At 71.0% G+C, this 18281-nt stretch carries 10 protein-coding genes; 1 reads left to right on the top strand and 9 read right to left on the bottom strand.

Translation table 11 applies throughout. The features are described 5' to 3' along the window. Positions 1-1247: 1247 nt before the first annotated feature. Positions 1248-1769, top strand: coding sequence for a universal stress protein (locus ACWCSV_RS31320; RefSeq protein WP_327175938.1), 522 nt, complete (start codon positions 1248-1250; stop codon positions 1767-1769). A gap of 265 nt (positions 1770-2034) precedes the next feature. Here ACWCSV_RS31320 and glmS read toward each other — a convergent pair whose 3' ends face one another. The 9 genes from glmS to ACWCSV_RS31275 form a co-directional block, all read right to left on the bottom strand. Continuing rightward, the gene (gene glmS, locus ACWCSV_RS31315; RefSeq protein WP_451148032.1) at positions 2035-3864 is read right to left on the bottom strand and encodes a glutamine--fructose-6-phosphate transaminase (isomerizing); all 1830 of its coding nucleotides are present in this window, start codon (positions 3862-3864) and stop codon (positions 2035-2037) included. 94 nt (positions 3865-3958) lie between these two features. Further along, positions 3959-4234, bottom strand: coding sequence for a hypothetical protein (locus ACWCSV_RS31310; protein ID WP_266704610.1), 276 nt, complete (start codon positions 4232-4234; stop codon positions 3959-3961). A gap of 329 nt (positions 4235-4563) precedes the next feature. Next, entirely contained in the window at positions 4564-5211 is a 648-nt protein-coding gene (locus tag ACWCSV_RS31305; RefSeq protein ID WP_451148030.1) for a GNAT family N-acetyltransferase, read from the bottom strand. 138 nt (positions 5212-5349) lie between these two features. Next, positions 5350-5637, bottom strand: a complete 288-nt coding sequence (locus tag ACWCSV_RS31300) for a hypothetical protein (RefSeq protein ID WP_451148028.1) — start codon at positions 5635-5637, stop codon at positions 5350-5352. Between the two features lie 74 nt (positions 5638-5711). Further along, positions 5712-11600, bottom strand: a complete 5889-nt coding sequence (locus ACWCSV_RS31295) for a DNRLRE domain-containing protein (RefSeq protein WP_451148026.1) — start codon at positions 11598-11600, stop codon at positions 5712-5714. A gap of 674 nt (positions 11601-12274) precedes the next feature. Further along, the gene (locus tag ACWCSV_RS31290) at positions 12275-13444 is read right to left on the bottom strand and encodes an acyl-CoA dehydrogenase family protein (protein WP_451148024.1); all 1170 of its coding nucleotides are present in this window, start codon (positions 13442-13444) and stop codon (positions 12275-12277) included. Positions 13445-13452: 8 nt separating this feature from the next. Then, entirely contained in the window at positions 13453-14427 is a 975-nt protein-coding gene (locus tag ACWCSV_RS31285; RefSeq protein ID WP_451148034.1) for a hydroxymethylglutaryl-CoA lyase, read from the bottom strand. A 26-nt stretch (positions 14428-14453) separates the two neighbouring features. Next, positions 14454-16466, bottom strand: a complete 2013-nt coding sequence (locus tag ACWCSV_RS31280) for an ATP-binding protein (protein WP_451148022.1) — start codon at positions 16464-16466, stop codon at positions 14454-14456. A gap of 74 nt (positions 16467-16540) precedes the next feature. After that, on the bottom strand, positions 16541-18178 hold the full coding sequence (locus ACWCSV_RS31275; RefSeq protein WP_451148020.1) for a carboxyl transferase domain-containing protein: 1638 nt from the start codon (positions 18176-18178) through the stop codon (positions 16541-16543). Positions 18179-18281 lie beyond the last annotated feature (103 nt).

Here is an 18281-nt window from a genome sequence, read left to right as displayed (position 1 = left end):
GCATGGGGCAGACCGGACGGAGCCTCGCCTCATCCGGCCGGCACCCCACACGCCTTCGCCGCCTTGCGACCTCATTCTGAAACCATCAGTAAGCCCCCCTCGGTGTTCGCGTCTCCCTGGTCCCTACAGGCCTGTCGCTCCTGCACGTGTCCCCTCGGTGCCGCACGTGTCCCAGTGCCCGATTTCAAGATCGAACCTACTGCGTCCCGCGATGCCGAAATGACACGTTCCCTCACCGGCTCAATGTCGACAAGGCAACGTGGCGTGAAGCGTTCGATCACGAAGCGTTCCACTCGCGAGCGGCACTGTGAAGTGCGCGTCGCGATCATGGCCCGTCCGCGTCGGGTGAAAGCGTACCGCGCGGTCCGTTCCTGCCAGGTGACAAGTGCAAATGAGGGGCACATCGCCAAGGTTTCGGCGCAGATGTGAAGTTGGCCGAAAAGCGACGGTCGCGCGCGTTGGATTCAGTCATGCTCCGGCGCGCTCCCCGCGCACCCGAGGTCCGGTCGGTCACGCCCCTCGCGCACCTGCGAAGAAGCCCACCAGGCGATCTTCCCCGCCCCGGCGGACCGTCGGCGGGGGCGCGGACCGAGCGGGCCGACGAAAGCGCGCGAGCCCGGTGGATCAACGGATCCACCGGCGCACGCACGGGAATGTGCTTGCGCCCGGTGCGCCTGCCCGTGCGCCCTCCTGCGCTCGTGCCCGGCCTCGCCCGGAGGGGCCGGGCGGCGTCGGGCACGAGCGGTCGCCACGCGCACGCTCCGGGTGCGCACCCCCGCGCTCCGGCGCCGTCGCCGGCGTGTCGAGGTGGCCAACAGGGGCCGTTCCGGAGGGCGGTACGAGGCGTGCGCGCGGTTCGAAGACTCTCTCCGAGCCATACCGGCCCGTCGGAAAAACGGGGCGAAGGGCACGCCCCGGCACCGCGACGCTCGGTGTACGGACCAACCGGCATTGCCAACCGCCCTCGCCTCGTGCATGCTCCCCCAAAGCGCGTCACGCGCTTTGCGGCGGTCTGGGCGGTGGAGGAGTGGCGCCGTACCCTTGGGGGTAAAGGGTTGGAAAGATGATTCCCGGACAACGGCCCGGCAGCAGCCCGGGACAGCAGCCCGCGACCTCCGTCGTCGGGCCCTCGTCCTGGACGGTCGTCGGACACAAGTCCACAGCCCCGCACGGCAGCCGCTCACCGCAGCCGCACACGTCCCCCTAGCCGTTCCCTCCTCAAGAGGACTCTCTTCGCCGAGACACCGATGGCCGGTCACGAATCCCCTGAACCCGCAGACCGCAAGCAGGTAACCGACCACGGGTCGGACCCCCTGACGGTCGAAGAAACACGTCATTCCTGCGACCCGGCCTTCCGGCACGGTGTCGTGGTCGGTTTCGACGGCTCCACGTCCAGTGAGCGAGCCCTCGCCTATGCGATCGGCATGGCCTGCAGATCCGGCTCCGGACTGATCATCGTGCACGTCGCCAACCGGCTCCCGACCACCGTCTGGGCAGGCTGCGAGCCCCCCGTCTTCGTCGACGTACCCGATCACCGCACCGAGGTGCTCGGTCTCGAACTGGCTTGCGCGGAGTACCTCTCCGAGGTGCCGTGGGTGCTGGTCGAGCGCGGCGGCGACATCTGTCACGAACTGGAAGAAGTCGGCCGCGAATATGCCGCCGACGCGATCGTCGTCGGGTCGACGCACGGGCTGGTGGGCCGGATCTTCGGCTCCGTGGCCGGCCGTCTCGCCCGCCGCGCGCAACGTCCCGTCATCGTCATCCCCTGATCCCGACTGGCGCCGACCGATCCCCGACCGATCCCCACGGATCCCCACGGATCCCGACGAAGGACCCGACGGGGCCCGGGTGTTGACCCGCGGAACACATGACGGGCCGTCAACCCGCAGGGGCTGCACATCAGTACACCGGGTCATCCGTACGTGGCGTACATGACGTACGTGACGGAAGCGGGCACACACCACGATCGAGTGGTGTGCGCCCGCTTCTCGTTGGTCCGGTCGGTCGGCCGGCCCGGGAAGGGCCCTCGGGGCTCTACTCGACGGTGACGGACTTCGCCAGGTTGCGCGGCTTGTCGATGTCGCGGCCCATGGCCAGCGCCGTGTGGTACGCGAAGAGCTGGAGCGGGATGCCCATGAGGATCGGGTCCAGCTCGTTCTCGTTCTTCGGCACGACGATGGTGTGGTCCGCCTTCTCCTGGACCTGGTGCGCGACGGCGAGGATCCGGCCGCTGCGCGCCTTGATCTCCTCCATCGCGGCCCGGTTCTTCTCCAGCAGCTCGTCGTCCGGCACGATCGCCACGGTCGGCATCGCGGGCTCGATCAGGGCCAGCGGCCCGTGCTTCAGCTCGGAGGCCGGGTACGCCTCGGCGTGGATGTACGAGACCTCCTTGAGCTTCAGGGAGGCCTCGCGGGCCACCGGGTAGCCCCGTACGCGGCCGATGAACATCATCGACTTGGCATCCGCGTACTCGGCGGCCAGCCGCTTGATCTCGTCCTCGTTCGCGAGGATCTCGCTGATCTGCTCCGGCAGCCGGCGCAGCCCCGCGATGATCCGCTTGCCGTCCGCGACCGAGAGGTCACGGATGCGGCCCAGGTGCAGGGCGAGCAGCGCGAAGGAGACCACGGTGTTGGTGAAGCACTTGGTGGAGACCACGCAGACCTCGGGGCCCGCGTGGACGTACGTACCGCCGTCCGCCTCCCGGGCGATGGCGGAGCCCACGACGTTGACGATGCCGAGCACCCGGGCGCCCTTGCGCTTCAGCTCCTGCACGGCGGCCAGTACGTCGTAGGTCTCGCCGGACTGGGAGACGGCGACGTAGAGGGTGTCGGGGTCCACGACCGGGTTGCGGTAGCGGAACTCGGAGGCGGGCTCGGCGTCCGCGGGGATGCGGGCCAGCTCCTCGATCAGCTGGGCGCCGATCTGACCGGCGTGGTACGAGGTGCCGCAGCCGAGGATCTTGATCCGGCGCACCCCACGCGCCTCGCGGGCGTCCAGGTTGAGGCCGCCCAGGTGCACGGTGGAGAAACGGTCGTCGATACGGCCCCGCAGCACGCGGTCGACCGCCTCGGCCTGCTCCGAGATCTCCTTGTGCATGTACGTGTCGTGGCCGCCCATGTCGTACGACTCGGCCTCCCACTCCACGGTGGTCGGCGTGGCCGTCGTGGTCGAGCCCTCTGTGGTGTACGTGCGGAAGTCGTCGGCCTTGAGGGTGGCCATCTCCCCGTCGTCGAGGGTCACGACCTGGCGGGTGTGGGCGACGAGCGCGGCGACGTCGGAGGCGACGAACATCTCCTTCTCGCCGATGCCCAGGACGACCGGGGAGCCGTTGCGGGCGACGACGATGCGGTCGTTGAAGTCCGCGTGCATCACCGCGATGCCGTAGGTGCCCTCGACGGAGCGCAGCGCCTCGCGGACCTTCTCCTCCAGGGTCTCGGCCTGGGCGCGGGCGACCAGGTGGACCAGCACCTCGGTGTCGGTCTCGGAGAGGAAGACGACGCCGTCGGCGACGAGCTTCGCGCGGAGCTCGGAGGCGTTGTCGATGATCCCGTTGTGGACGACGGCGACCTTGTTCTCGGCGTCCATGTGCGGGTGGGCGTTCTCGTCGCTCGGGGCGCCGTGGGTGGCCCAACGGGTGTGCGCGATGCCGGCCGTGCCCGCGAAGCGCTTGGGGATGCGGGCCTCCAGCTCGCGGACGCGGCCCTTCGCCTTGACCATCTTCAGGGTGCCCGGCTTGCCGGTCGCGGCCTTGCTGGTCACCACGATGCCCGCCGAGTCGTACCCCCGGTACTCCAGCCGCTGCAGACCTTCCAGCAGCAGCGGAGCGACGTCACGCCTGCCGATGTATCCGACGATCCCGCACATGTCTTCTACCCCTCCTACGACGTACAGATGTCCTGCGGTGCCCTGCCCCGGCGGCGGCCCGGCCGTTGTCCCAGCCGTTGTACCGGCCGGTGCGTCAGCCGTAGACGATGCGGCGCAGCTGGCGGAGCGAGAGCTCCGGCGGTGCCACCGCGCGGTGCGGCAGTTCGGCCGCGATCCGCTCGAAGATCTCCGTGTTGACCAGGCCGCCGGACTGCAGTTCGCGGTGGCGGCGCCGGACGAAGGCCTCGGTCGTCTCGTCGAAGAACGCCAGCACGTCGAGTACCACCCGGGCCGCTTCGCCACGCTGGAGCGAGGTGGAGCGTACGAGGTGGTCGATGAGGTCGTCGTGGGACGAGCGGCGTTCGAGCACCCGTTGATACTGCGTGGGCGGGCAGTCTTATGCAAGAAATCTGCCCGAAATCGGGCAGGGGCTGTGCGAAACATATGGCGTGCCGATGGATAGGCCCCCGGCGCGGTGTTCATGGGAGGGGCTTTCCGGGGTGGCCGGAAGCGATCCGCCGGAGTCGACGGTTACGGCTGGTAACCCTCGCCCGGCCCGGACCGTACCGGCCGTCGCGGGCCATCGCGAACGGACACGCTCCGCGACCGGCCCCAGGAACGCGAGCCACCCGATGCCGTCCGCCCGGGGGCGGGTTCGGTCCGGGCCGGGCAAACGCTCACCGGGGGCTCCCGCCGGGATCACGCCCCGAAGTCGCCCCGGCAGGCGTCGAGCCCCTCGACCGACACCTCCACCCTGCGGTGCTCCTCCCACCGCGCCCGGTCCAGCCGGAGCCGCTGGAGCGTCGCGGGGGCCCCGCGCACGGCCGCGACCGCCGTGCCGTCCGGGAGGTAGCCGAGGCGGCGCGAGACGCCGAGGGAGGCCGGGTTGTCGGTCATCGCCGCCGACACGGCGCACTCCGCGCCCAGTCCGGCGAACGCCAGGTGCAGCGCGGCGGCCCGCATCTCCGTCCCGAAGCCCTGCCCCTGGTGGGCGAGGCCGAGCCAGGAACCGGTGGACACCTGGCGGGTCACCCCGAAGTCCTTGGCCATCAGGTCCTGCCGCCCGACGACCTCCCCGTCGTGCAGCACGGCGAGGCTCAGGGCCCAGTCGTCCGCCGACCAGTTCGCGATCGTGGACAGCACGTGCTGGAACACCGCCCGCCCCACCGCCCCGGGCTCGCCCTCGGTCCACGGCACGGTGAACGGCATCCGGCCGGGAGCGTGCACCCCCTCCGCGGCCACCGCCGCGAGCCGGTCGGTGAGGGCTGTGTCCGGGAGCCGGAGTTCGAGCCGGGGGGTACGGATACGGAGTCCGTGGAGGGGCCAGTGCTCGTACGGGGTCGTCATGGGCGAACTGTCCCGCAGCGTCCGGAAGGGTGTCGACCGGTTATGGAGGGGCAGCGGTGCTGTCATGGGTGGACTCCGTCGCGGTCCGGAGGTCTCCGACGGTCCGCGGCTCCGGGGGCGGGAGCCGCCCAGGAGTCCTCAGACGGTCCAGCCGATCACCAGCCCCGCCACCAAGGCGGCGGGCCCCGCCACCCACGTCGAGGCGCCGTGTCCGGTTCTCCACTTGTCGAGCGCGATCGTGGCGAACACGGCGACGAAGAGCCGGAAGAAGCTGTCGGCCAGTCCCCCGTCCAGCCCGCTGAGGATCTGGCTCGCTCCGAAGCCTGCCGCGGTCCAGAGCGAAAGGGCGGTGGCCGCCTGCCTGTCGGCCGCCAGGACCAGGACCGCGACGGTGAACACGACCTGTACTACTTCGATGATCAGCATGACTGCCTTTCGTGTACATGGTGAGTGGCGGCCGCGTGTGTACCCGGCCGCCACTCGTTCAATGGGGGACCTGCCTACTTGCAGCCGTTCGCCTTACCCCAGTAGGTGTAGGGAATGAATCCCGGATACAGCCACCACCACTGCAGTTCGAGGCAGTGATGGACCTTCTGGGCCCACTTCGCCTTCTTCTCGATGAAGTAGGCGTCGATGGAGAGGTAGTTGAGCGCCGTGGCCCTGGCGAGTTTCGCGAGTGACGCGATGGTGCCCGCCTTGCCGCCCAGCCCGGCCCAACTCTCGGCCTGTACGGTCTCGTGCTTGTTGAAGCGGATGCGGAATCCGTAGAAGTGCCACGAGAACTTCAGGCGACCGGTCAGATCGAGATCGTTCACCGGGTCGCTCGGATAGGTGTAGGCGTCGGTATTCCCCCCGTACACCGGGTCGGCGGACAGGAACCGGCCGGTGGCCGGGGCGTAGAGCCGGACGCCCATCAGAACGACCTTGCCGAGGGAGTCGGCCGGCCGCTGGTACCGGCCGAGCCACCCGTAGGTGCTGTCGGCGGCGGCCGCTTCCAGCGCGTTGCCGTACTCGTCGAAGTGCTGGACGTCGACGGACGCGTCGGCGTCGAGCGACTGCTGGACGACGACGTCACCGTGGACGTCGGTGAACTGCAGGACGACGTCGCCGGTTGCCGAGGTCGTGGCTCCCAGGCCGTCTTCGAGATCCCGGACGTCACGGCTGACGCCCTGGCCGGAGACGCTCCAGGTGGGGCTGTCACATCCGCAGCCGTAGTGATGGGTGACCGTTTCCGTGTCGGCCCATGTGCCGTTCGCGTCCTTGACCTGCGTGGTCTGGACAGCGAGCCGGTAGGCCGCGTCGAGAGTCCACGTGTTGCGGGTCGATCCGACGGTCTCCGAGGCGACGAGATCGTTGGTGTAGTACGACGGGCTGGTGTCGCCGCCGGCCGTGGTGCGCCCGAACGCGTCATAGGTGTAACCGGAGTTCACCAGACGGTCGGCCGAATCGTAGGTGTAGGAGGTGGTGGTCGTCGTGGCGTCCGCGGTGGCGCTGTCGCAGTCGTCGGACGTGGTCTGCAGCGAGGTGCGGTTGCTGTTTCCGTCGAAGCCGTAGAGGCGGGTGGTGCAGCCGGCGCCCGTGGTGTCGGTAGCCCGGGTGAGACGGCCGGTGCTGTCGTACGCGTAGGCGGAGTCGATGCTCTCACCGTCGGTCTGGGTGTGGCCGAGCCGTTGCCCGCTCGCGGAGTACTGGGCCACGTCCGAGGTGACGGTGGTGCCGTCGGGCGCCGTGTACTCACGGCTCGTCCGGTTCCCCGCCGTGTCGGTGGTGACCGCCAGGTCGTAGCCGCCGGGAAGGTTCTCGGAGACCAGAGTGCCGTCGGCGTCGTACGTGCCGGTGAAGGTTCCGGCGACCGAGTCGGTCAGTGCCTTCACGTTGCCGGCCGCGTCGTAGGCGTACGTCACGGTGGAGGGTGCCGAGTCGGTGGTCCTGACGACCTGCCCGAGGACATCGTAGGCACGGGTGGCCGTGTTGCCCGCACCGTCGCTGTAGGACAGCAGACGACCGAGCTTGTCGTAGGCGTAGGAGACGGTCCGGCCGCCCGAGGACTGGGTCGCGATCTGACCGTTGTCCGGGTCGAACGTGATGGAGGTCGCGGGGGTCGCCTTGCCGATGCCGCCGGTGACCGTGCTCTGCGCGCTCCGGCCCGCACTGTCGGTGGTGATGGTCGTGGTGCGGGTCACGCCGCCGGCGGTCTCGGCCTTGGTGGCCGTCTGGCCCCATCGGTTGTAGGAGTAGACGGTGGTGACCGCGTCGGCGGGGTTGCCGCCGCCGTTCGTGATGGCGGATGCGGGCGCCGTCCTGCACAGCAGTCCGGCCCATTCGGGACGGGCGCCGCACGTGCCCGAGCCGTCCGCGGTGTAGTACGTGTGGTTGAGCGTGTCCGCGTCGGAGCCGGACGAGCCGGCGGTACGCGTCGAGGCCACCCGGCCGGCACTGTCGTACGTCGTCAGGGTGCTGGTGGTGGTACCGCCGCGGGTGTCCATCTGCTGGCCGGTCGACCAGTCGAAGGTGTTGGTGACGGTCGTGGTGTCGCCGTCCGCGGAATACCCGGCGACCGAGGCTCCGATCACCATGGTGGTGACCAGGTCCGAGACGGCCGCCCCGGAGGGCCGGTTCTCGTCGTAGGTGTACGAGGTGTGCGATCGCGCCGGGACCACACTGCCGGCGGCCGTCGCGCCGCTGTTGCCCCGCAGCTCACCGCTGAGGGTGATCTGGTGCAGCGGGCCGAACTCGTCCAGGAGCCGCTTGCCGTCGGCGGAGTACTCCGAGACGGTGGCGAGCTGGCGGGCCCGGTCCGCGGTGGACAGGTCGGTCAGGCCGAGGAGGGCGAGCTTGCCGGCTGCGTCGGCGCCCCCGCCCAGGGCGAGTTCCCGGTCGGCGGCCGACAGGACGGTGGTCTCGTGGCCGAATTCGTCGTAGCCGGTGGCCGTGATGGCGCCGCCGGGTGTCGCGGAGTTGGTCTCCTCGCCGTCGGCGTTGATGTAGGTGATGGTCGCGCGGGAATAGTCACCGGCGGTCAGACCGCTGCCGGCGCTGGAGGCGGGGACGCTGTCGGCCGGGAAGACGCCGGTGGCGTCGGTCGGCGCCTCGGCCTGGCTCCAGCCGGCGACCGTGCCGGCGTCCATCTGGTACGGAGCGGCGGTGCCGGACAGCGGTACGTCGTAGACCACCGTCGTGGTCGCCGTGCCGGAGACGCTGCTCGCACTCCCTTCGGCCAGGGCCGGCCGGGAGGCGCTCAGCAACATGCCCGGGCCTGCGGTGAGGGCCGATCCGGCCCTGCCGTAGGTGAAGGTCCAGGGCAGTTCGCCGGACCTGGTGAGGACGGTGACCCGGCCGTCGGAGTCGTACGTGTACTGCGTCCTGAGGGCGGGGCTGATGCGCGGGTCCCACACCTGGCGGAGCCGGCCGGAGGCGTCGTAGGCATAGGACGCGACGTTCTCGGCGGTGGCGGCAGAGGCACCTGGTTCGGTGGCCCACAGCTTGATCGTCTTGACCTGGCCCTTGTAGTCGGCGGGGACCGTGGCGGTGCCCGTCGTGGCATCCGCGTAGACGAACTCCAGGACCCGGCAGCCCTTCGTGGCGGGGGCGGCCTGGCAGGTCGCGGCGGGAACCGCCGGCGTCGGGGAGATCACGTACTTCGGTCGGGCCAGCTTGCCGGTCTCGTCGGTCTCGGAGACGGTCGTGACCGTGCTGTCGGACACGGAGGCGGCCGACGAGGACAGGGCCCAGCTCGGGACCGAGGAAGCCGCCTTGGTGAACACGGTCGTGTTGCCGGCGGTGTCGGACAGCGTGAACCTCGTGGCGGACAGGCTGCCCGTCAGCGTCACGTCCTCCGCGCCGGTCTCCGGCTGCCAGCCGCCACCGGCGGTCGCGGTGAAGGCGATCGTGCTGCCGTCCGCCGCGAGCAGCTCCACCGAACTGTCGGAGGTCTTCCGGATCTGCGTGTAGTCGCCTGCGGCGGCGGCGACGGCGGAGGTCCAGCCGGGGCCGAAGATCTGCGCCTGACCCTCGTTGTCCGTCTCATTGGTGCGCGAGGAGTACGTGCGCTCCACGTCCGCCGAGAAGGCGGAGGCGTCCGTGGCCGACAGGGTGTAGTCACCGGTGAGTTCGTTCACCGTGCCGGGGCCGACCACGGTGGCCGGGGCAGTGCCCGCGTCGCGGTCGAGGGTGACCCCGACGGTCTGCGAGTGGCCGGTGGCGGTGCCGTCCGTGAACACGGCCCGGAGCTGGATCACACCGTCCTCGGCCAGCGAACTGACCACGTTCCAGACCAGTTTGGGTGCGTTGCCGCTGGTGACGGCGGTCGGCCAGGCCGGCACCGCACTGCCCGAAGCGGTCACGTCACCCACGGGCACGGTGTGCCAGGTGTCGGTCTCGCCACGCCGGTACTCCCAGGTCACGCCGGTGTAGGTGGCCATTCCCCTGGCCGACAGGGTCAGCCGACGGGCCGTGGTGTCGCCTTCCTGCGGCGAGATGACCGCCGCGCCCTCCGCGCCCACACCGAAGGAGTACTGAGCGGTGGGGGAGAGGTTGCCGGCTGCGTCGATGGTACGGACGTAGAGCGTGTGCCAGCCGTTCGCCGGGGCGATGCCGACGGTCTGCGCGTCGCCGCCGGTGCCGTCGGCGGTGTCCAGCTTCTTGTTCGGCATGTTGGGGTCGTCGAGGCCCCAGGCGTATCCGGCGCCGTCCGACGAGGAGGTGTCGAACGTGCACGGCACCGTGCCGGAAGCCTTCGCCGTCCACCCGTTCTGGTCATACGTGTCACACGTGACGGTCGCTGTGGCGGGCACGTCGGTGTTCGGCGTGAACGTCGTGTAGCCGGACCAGGGACCGTAGTCGGTGCCGTCGTAGGCGCGGACCCGGTAGCGCAGGTGCTTGCCCGCCGGGAGGGCGGAAGCGGACGGAATCGTCAGCTGTGTCGTCGACCCGGATGCCACCGCGGCGGAAGTGCCGGTGTAGGAGTAGGTGGTGTCGGCGAACGCCGGGTCCGCGGTCACCTCGAACTGAGCCTTGGCGGCGGACCCGTCCGGGTCGGTCGCCTTCGCCGAGAGGGTCGGCTTGAGGGAGGTGACGTACCGGGTTCCGTTGTAGGCGTTGAGCTGGGAAGGCAGAATCGCCAGCGAACTCGGCACCGCGGGATAGGAGTTGTACGTCACCGTCAACTTCGGTGCGTAGCCCGTGGTCGCGTAGTTCGCCGAGCGGAAGCGTCGCCAGGTGGTGGAGTCGCTCTCGCTGTCACCGCGAATCTGCAGGCCGTAGTTGGCCGCGCCGTCGGCCCACGCCTGCGTGACCGACTGGAGGTTCCAGTTCGACCAGTTCGCCGGGCAGTCGGAGCTGTAACCCCAGTGGCCGGTGTTGGAGGCCATGCCGGTGGTCGTGGTGGACGGCTGCGCGCCCCAGGTTATCGACGACGAGGTCCACGACGAGGTGATTCTCTTCGCCACCGTGGGTGCTCCGGAAGTGGAGCAGGTCGCCGAGTAGTAGCTGAAGAGCGACATCGTCGCGGCCGTGATGTGCTTGCCGGCGAACTTCGACACGTCGAACCTGAGATAGGAGCGCGCCACATCGGTGCCCGCGTCGTACGTGCCCGACTTCAGCTCCTGCGAGGAGATCTGCGAGTCGGGGTAGTCCGGGTTCTGCACCCAGGTGTCGGTGGTGACGGCCAGCGTGGTGGTGGGGTCCACTGTCACCGGATAGGTGGCAGTGGCCAGGAACTCCGTGTCCGGGGTGAGGACCAGGGTCTGCGTACCGTCCCCGGCGGTCTCGATCTCCGTACGGACCTGCTCCTGGTGTGCCGACTCGCCCGACGCCGGGTTCTTGGAGGCGTCCCACATCATCGGCGCCGGGGCCTCCGCTACCAGGACACCGTCGTCGTTCTTCAGCAGCAGGTGTCCGGACTCGGCCTGGGACAGTCTCACCCCGTCCAGATGGACCGGAATGCGGTAGGAGACCGCGTCGCCCGCCGGCCGCCGGGCGAGCCGGATGTTCTCCGAGAAGCCCTGTGCGAGTGCGGCGACCGACAGGGTCTGCCCGCTCCCCAGGTCGTAGGAGGCGGTGTTGTCCTTGACGGCCGGGCTCGGCAGGTTGCTCTCCCATCCCAGGCCGAAGCTCTCGCCGCCGTGGGTCACCGACGCGAGCCGCTTGTCCCCGCCGTCGGAGACCTCGATGTCCGCCGCCGCGGCGCCCGGCGTGAGGCCGGGGCCGGTGTCGGACAACGACGTGTCGATGTCCCTCCACACGCCGTCCTGCCTCACCCGGACGGGCCCCGCGTGCACCTCGGTCCTGAGCTCGCCGCTCGGCAGCGCGTAGGTCGTCGAATCCGCCGTCCGCTCCGACAGCACCTCGATGTTCCGGTGCCGCAACCGTGCCATCAGCTTGGCCGACACGACCGAGTCCGCCGAAGCGGGCGCCGGCGCGGGTGCGGACACCACGGCAGCCGGACCGGCCGCGAAAGCGCCACCCGTGCCCAAGGACACCAACGCCGTCTCCGCCACCAGCACCGCGGCTACCGCGAGGGCGGTCCGTCTCGGTCTGTCTCCTCCGAGTGGCGATCTCGACCGCCACGGATTGCCTTTCATCAAAACCCCTCCCACGGACGGACAGGGCGTGGATCACCCTGACGCGAGGTCATGGAAGGAGGGGAAGGTGGCGTACAGATGAATGAGACCGCGTCCGAGCAGGGGGAACGCTTGCTCAGGTTTCCCTCAAGTGCCTCTGATCAAAGCTTTCTTGACTCTCTCGTGGCCCCGGCCTTGTGTACTTCCCCGGAGAACTTCGGTGCGGCCGCCCGGGCGCACCGGCTGAAATCGGAAACCAGGGCGTTGATCAGACAGCCCGAACTCGCCGGCTCTTCACGGAAGGCGCACGAAAAGCCCGCCCATCCTTTGCCGAATCGTGATCGACGGGCCTGCGGTGCGACCTGCCGGGACCGTCGGCCGTCCGGTCCCGGGCCCCGCATGCCCGTGGGCGGTGTCCGGCGGGCCGGGTGGCGCCGGGCATGCGGCCAGGCGGGCGCACCGGGCCCGAGAGCGTGCGACAGGGGCTGATCCGCCCGTGCCGGTCACGACGCCGGCAGCCCCAGCTCCCGGGCGATCAGCATCCGCTGGACCTCGCTGGTGCCCTCGCCGATCTCCAGGATCTTGGAGTCCCGCCACATGCGGGCGACCGGGTACTCGTTCATGAAGCCGTAGCCGCCGTGGATCTGGGTGGCGTCGCGGGCGTTGTCGACGGCGACCGTCGAGGAGTAGAGCTTCGCGATGGCCGCCTCCTTCTTGAAGGGTTCGCCGGCCACCAGGCGGGAGGCCGCGTCGCGCCAGCCGATGCGGGCCATGTGGGCGCGGGTCTCCATGTCGGCGATCTTGAACTGGATGGCCTGGTTGGCGCCGATCGGGCGGCCGAAGGCGTGGCGTTCGGCGGCGTACTTCACCGACTCGTCCACGCACCCCTGGGCCAGCCCCGTCGCCAGGGCGGAGATCGCGATCCGGCCCTCGTCGAGGATGCGGAGGAACTGGGCGTACCCCCGGCCCTCCTCGCCGAGCAGATTGGCGGCCGGGACACGGACGTCGGAGAAGGAGAGTTCCCGGGTGTCGGAGGCGTTCCAGCCGACCTTGGAGTACGGGGCGGCGACCGTGAATCCAGGGGTGCCGGACGGGACGACGATCGCGGAGATGCGCGGGGAGCCGTCCTCCTTGCGGCCGGTCACGGCCGTCACGGTCACCAGCTCGGTGATGTCCGTACCGGAGTTGGTAATGAAGCACTTGGAGCCGTTGATCACCCACTCGCCGGCCGCCTCGTCCAGCACCGCCGTGGTGCGGGTGCCGCCGGCGTCCGAGCCGCCGTCCGGTTCGGTCAGCCCGAACGCGCCCAGCGCCTCGCCCGAGCAGAGCTTCGGCAGCCACCGCTGCTTCTGCTCCTCGGTGCCGAAGCGGTACACCGGCATGGCGCCCAGCGAGACGCCCGCCTCCAGGGTGATCGCCACCGAGGAGTCGACGCGGGCCAGCTCCTCCAGAGCGATCCCGAGGGCGAGGTAGTCGCCGCCCATCCCGCCGTACTCCTCCGGGAACGGCAGCCCGAACAGGCCCATCCGCCCCATCTCCCGCACGATCTCGTACGGGAACTCGTGGCGTTCGTAGAAGTCGCCGATCTTCGGGGCTACCACCTCGTGGGCGAACTCCTCTACGGTGCGGCGCAGTTCCTCGTGCTCGGCGGCGAGCCGGTGGTCCAGTGGCATGGCGGGGGTCACTCCTCGGGGGACGCGGGGGACGCGGGGGACGGCTCCGGACTCGGCGAGAGCGCGCGGACAGTGCGGGACGGGCTCGGGCGGCCCAAGTGCCCGGCCAGCCACACGCTGGTGGCGGTGAGGGCGTCGAGGTCGACTCCGCTGTCGATGCCGAGGCCCTGGAGCATCCACACCAGGTCCTCGGTGGCGAGGTTGCCGGTGGCGCTCTTCGCGTACGGGCAGCCGCCGAGGCCGCCCGCCGAGGCGTCGACGGTGGTCACCCCGTGCTGGAGGGCGGCGAGGGTGTTGGAGAGGGCCTGGCCGTAGGTGTCGTGGAAGTGCACCCCGATGGTGTCGGTGCGCACCCCCTCCTCGTTCAGTTCGGCGAGCAGGGTCTGTACGTGACCGGGGGTGGCGACGCCGATCGTGTCGCCGAGGGAGAGTTCGTCGCAGCCGAGGTCCATCAGCGCCTTCGCCACCCGGACGACCTGGTGCACCGGGACCGGGCCCTCCCACGGGTCGCCGAAGCACATCGAGAGGTAGCCGCGCACATGGACCCGGTCCTCCTTCGCGCGGGCCACGACCGGCTCGAACATCGCCAGCGACTCGGCGACCGAACGGTTGAGGTTGCGGGCGGCGAAGCTCTCCGTCGCCGAGCCGAAGACGGCGATCCGCCGCGCCCCGAGCGCCAGGGCCCGGTCGAGCCCGCGCTCGTTCGGTACGAGGACGGGGAGCGCGACCGCGCCCACCCCACCCGGCCCCGGCAGATCGCCGAGCATCGGGAACAGTTCCTCCGCGTCGGCGAGTTGGGGGACCCACTTGGGGTGGACGAAGCTCGTCGCCTCGATGGTGGTGAGCCCGGCGGCGGCGAGCCGGTGGATGAACTCGGCCTTCACGGCGGTCGGTAGAGCCGTCTTCTCGTTCTGCAGCCCGTCGCGCGCGCCCACCTCGTGGATACGGACCCGGGCGGGCAGATCCTGCGCGGCGACGGTCATCGGCAGGGCGGGGCGTTCGGGGACGGTCATGACTGCCTCTCCTCGGGGGCCTCGGGGGCCGCGGGGACGGTGGCCGGGGCCGGGGCGGCGGGGGCCGGGTCCGGCGCTTCGGTGTCCGGCGCGACCACGGCCAGCACCTGGTCCATGGTGACGGTGGCCCCGGGCGAGACGTCCAGCCCGGTGACGGTCCCGGCGTGCGGGGCGGAGATGACGTGCTCCATCTTCATCGCCTCGACCACCAGCAGCGCCTGCCCCGCCGACACGGCGTCCCCGACCGCCACCTTGACCACGGTGACCGTCCCCGGCATGGGTGCCGCGAGAGCGTCCGCGCCCGCGCGCGCCGCCCCGCTGAGGGACGCCTCCACCGGGTCGTGGTCCCGCACCTGCCAGGTGTCGCCGTCGCGGCCGAGCCACTGCCCCGCGCGGCGGAAGCGGTGCACCACACCGTCGAGTTCGACGGTCACCCGGTCCGGGCCGACCGCCGCGCCCGGGGGCGCCTCCCGTACCACCGGCTCCTGGCCGGCCACCCGCAGCGGGAAGGCGAGCGGGGCGGGGGCGCCACCGGTGCGCCAGCCGCTCGGTACGGAGAACGGGTCCGTCCAGCCGTGCGCGTCCGGCACCGGGGCGAGCGCCTCGGCCCGTACGGCGGCCGCCGCCGCGTACACCTCCTCCGGTACGCCCTCCGGGACCAGCCCCGCCGCCTCGCGCTCCACCAGCCCCGTGTCGAGCTCGCCCGCCACCACCGCCGGATGGGCCAACAGGCGCCGCAGGAAACCGGCGTTGGTCGGTACGCCCAGGATCACCGTGTCCGCGAGGGCCGCCCGCAGCCGGCCCAGGGCGGTCGTCCGGTCGGGGCCGTACGCGATGACCTTCGACAGCATCGGGTCGTACAGCGAACCGACCTCCGTGCCCTCGCTCAGCCCCGAGTCGGTCCGGACCCCGCCGCCCGCCGGCTCGTCCAGCGCGAGCACCGTTCCGCCGGAGGGCAGGAAGCCGCGCGCCGGGTCCTCGGCGCACACCCGGGCCTCCACGGCGTGCCCGGTGAAGGTGATGTCGGTTTGCGTGTAAGGGAGGTGTTCGCCGGAGGCGACCCGCAGCTGCCACTCCACCAGGTCGAGGCCGGTGATCAGCTCGGTGACGGGGTGCTCGACCTGGAGCCGGGTGTTCATCTCCATGAAGCAGTACGCGGACGGGTCGCCGCCCGGCACGATGAACTCGACCGTGCCCGCGCCGACATAGCCGCAGGAACGGGCCGCCCGCACCGCCGCCTCACCCATCGCCGCCCGGGTCTCCGCGTCGAGCAGCACCGACGGCGCCTCCTCGATCACCTTCTGGTGCCGGCGCTGGAGCGAGCACTCGCGCTCGCCGAGATGGACCACGTTGCCGTGGGCGTCCGCGAGCACCTGGATCTCGATGTGCCGGGGGCGCTCGATCCACCGCTCCACCAGCAGCGTGTCGTCGCCGAAGGAGGCCGTCGCCTCGCGCCGAGCCCCCGCGATCTCCTCGGCGAGCAGTGACGCGTCGTGCACCAGCCGCATGCCCTTGCCGCCGCCGCCCGCCGAGGGCTTCAGCAGTACCGGCATGCCGATCCCGCGTGCCGCGTCGGCGAGTTGGGCGTCGGTGAGGCCGCTGCCGGAGGAGCCGGGGACGATCGGCACCCCGGCCGCCGCGACCGTCTCCTTCGCCCGGATCTTGTCGCCCATCAGGGAGATCGCGTCGGCGGGCGGCCCGATGAAGACGAGACCGGCCTCCGCGCACGCCCGCGCGAACCCGGCGTTCTCCGCCAGGAAGCCGTACCCCGGATGTACCGCCCCGGCCCCCGTGCGGCGGGCCGCCTCCAGCAGTGCGGGCACGCTGAGGTAGCTCTGCGCGGCGGGCGCCGGGCCGATCCGTACCGCCGTGTCCGCCTCCCGCACATGCCGCGCGTCGGCGTCCGCGTCGCTGAAGACGGCGACCGACCGGACGCCGAGGGCGCGCAGCGTGCGGATGACCCGGACGGCGATCTCGCCCCTGTTGGCGACCAACACCGTGCTGAACATGGACGTTCCTCTCTCCCTCTCGCCCGTACGGCGCATTCGTTCGCTCACGTCCGGTGCCTCATGTCCCGCGTGCCTCACATCCGGAAGATGCCGAAGCCCGGGTCCGCCGGATTCCGTTCGGGGAGCGGGGCGTTGGCGCACGCGGTCAGCGCGAGGCCGAGCACCTGCCGGGTGTCCGCCGGGTCGATCACCCCGTCGTCCCAGAGCCTGGCGGTCGCGTAGTAGGCGTTGCCCTGCTCCTCGTACTGGGCGCGGACCGGCGCCTTGAAAGCCTCCTCGTCCTCCGCGCTCCAGGCGTCGCCCAGCTGGTCCCGCTTGACCGTGGCGAGGACGGAGGCGGCCTGCTCGCCGCCCATCACCGAGATCTTGGCGTTGGGCCACATCCAGAGGAAGCGGGGGGAGTAGGCCCGGCCGCACATGGAGTAGTTGCCCGCGCCGTACGAACCGCCGACGACGACCGTCAGCTTCGGCACCCGGGTGGTGGCCACGGCGGTGACCATCTTCGCGCCGTGCTTGGCGATGCCTCCGGCCTCGTACGCCTTGCCGACCATGAAGCCCGAGATGTTCTGGAGGAAGACCAGCGGGATGCCGCGCTGGTCGCACAGCTCGATGAAGTGCGCGCCCTTCTGGGCCGATTCGGAGAACAGGATGCCGTTGTTTGCGACGATCCCCACCGGGTGCCCGTGGACGTGCGCGAACCCGGTGACCAGCGTCTGGCCGTACTCCGCCTTGAACTCCGCGAACCGCGACCCGTCCACCACCCGGGCGATCACCTCGCGCACGTCGTACGGGGTGCGCGGGTCGACCGGCACCGCCCCGTACAGCCCCGCCGGGTCCGCCTTCGGCTCCTCTGCGGGCCGCACGGTCCAGGGCAGAGCGCCGCGTGCCGGGAGCGTCGCCACGATGTTCCGTACGATCCGCAGCGCGTGCGCGTCGTCCTCGGCGAGGTGGTCGGTGACCCCGGACGTACGCGAGTGGACCTCCCCGCCGCCGAGCTCCTCCGCCGTGACGACCTCGCCGGTCGCCGCCTTCACCAGCGGCGGGCCGCCGAGGAAGATGGTGCCCTGGCCGCGCACGATGACGGCCTCGTCGCTCATCGCGGGGACGTACGCGCCGCCCGCCGTGCAGGAACCCAGCACCGCCGCGATCTGCGGGATGCCCGCGCCGGACATCCGCGCCTGGTTGAAGAAGATCCGGCCGAAGTGGTCGCGGTCGGGGAACACCTCGTCCTGCATCGGCAGGAAGGCACCGCCGGAATCCACCAGGTAGAGGCAGGGGAGACGGTTCTCCAGTGCCACCTCCTGCGCCCGCAGATGCTTCTTCACGGTCATCGGGTAGTACGTGCCGCCCTTGACGGTCGCGTCGTTGGCGACGATCACGCACTCCCGGCCGCTCACCCGGCCGATCCCCGCCACCACCCCGGCAGCCGGCGCGGCCCCGCCGTACAGCCCCTCGGCGGCCAGCGGCGCCAGCTCCAGGAAGGGCGAACCGGGGTCGAGCAGCGTGTCCACCCGGTCCCGGGGCAGCAGCTTGCCGCGCGCCACATGGCGGGCGCGCGCCCTCTCGCCCCCGCCGAGCCGGGCCGACGCGAGCCGGGTGCGCAGCTCGTCGGCGAGCGCGCGGTGCGCCGCCTCGTTGGCCCGCCACGCCTCGGAGGCGGGATCGGCGGCGCCGGGAAGAACCGGTGCCTGTGGTGCCGGTGCCGGCTGCATCGTGTCGAGCCTCCCCGTGACCGGCGGGGCCGTGACCCCCGCCGTGCGGTTAATGAGCGTTAACGCGAACGGCCTCAGGTTAACGAGCGCTAACGGCCCTGTC

It is taken from the genome of Streptomyces sp. NPDC001770, assembly GCF_053596135.1.
Note: the sequence above shows the minus strand (reverse complement) of the source record. Positions and strands in the feature narration are given on the sequence as shown.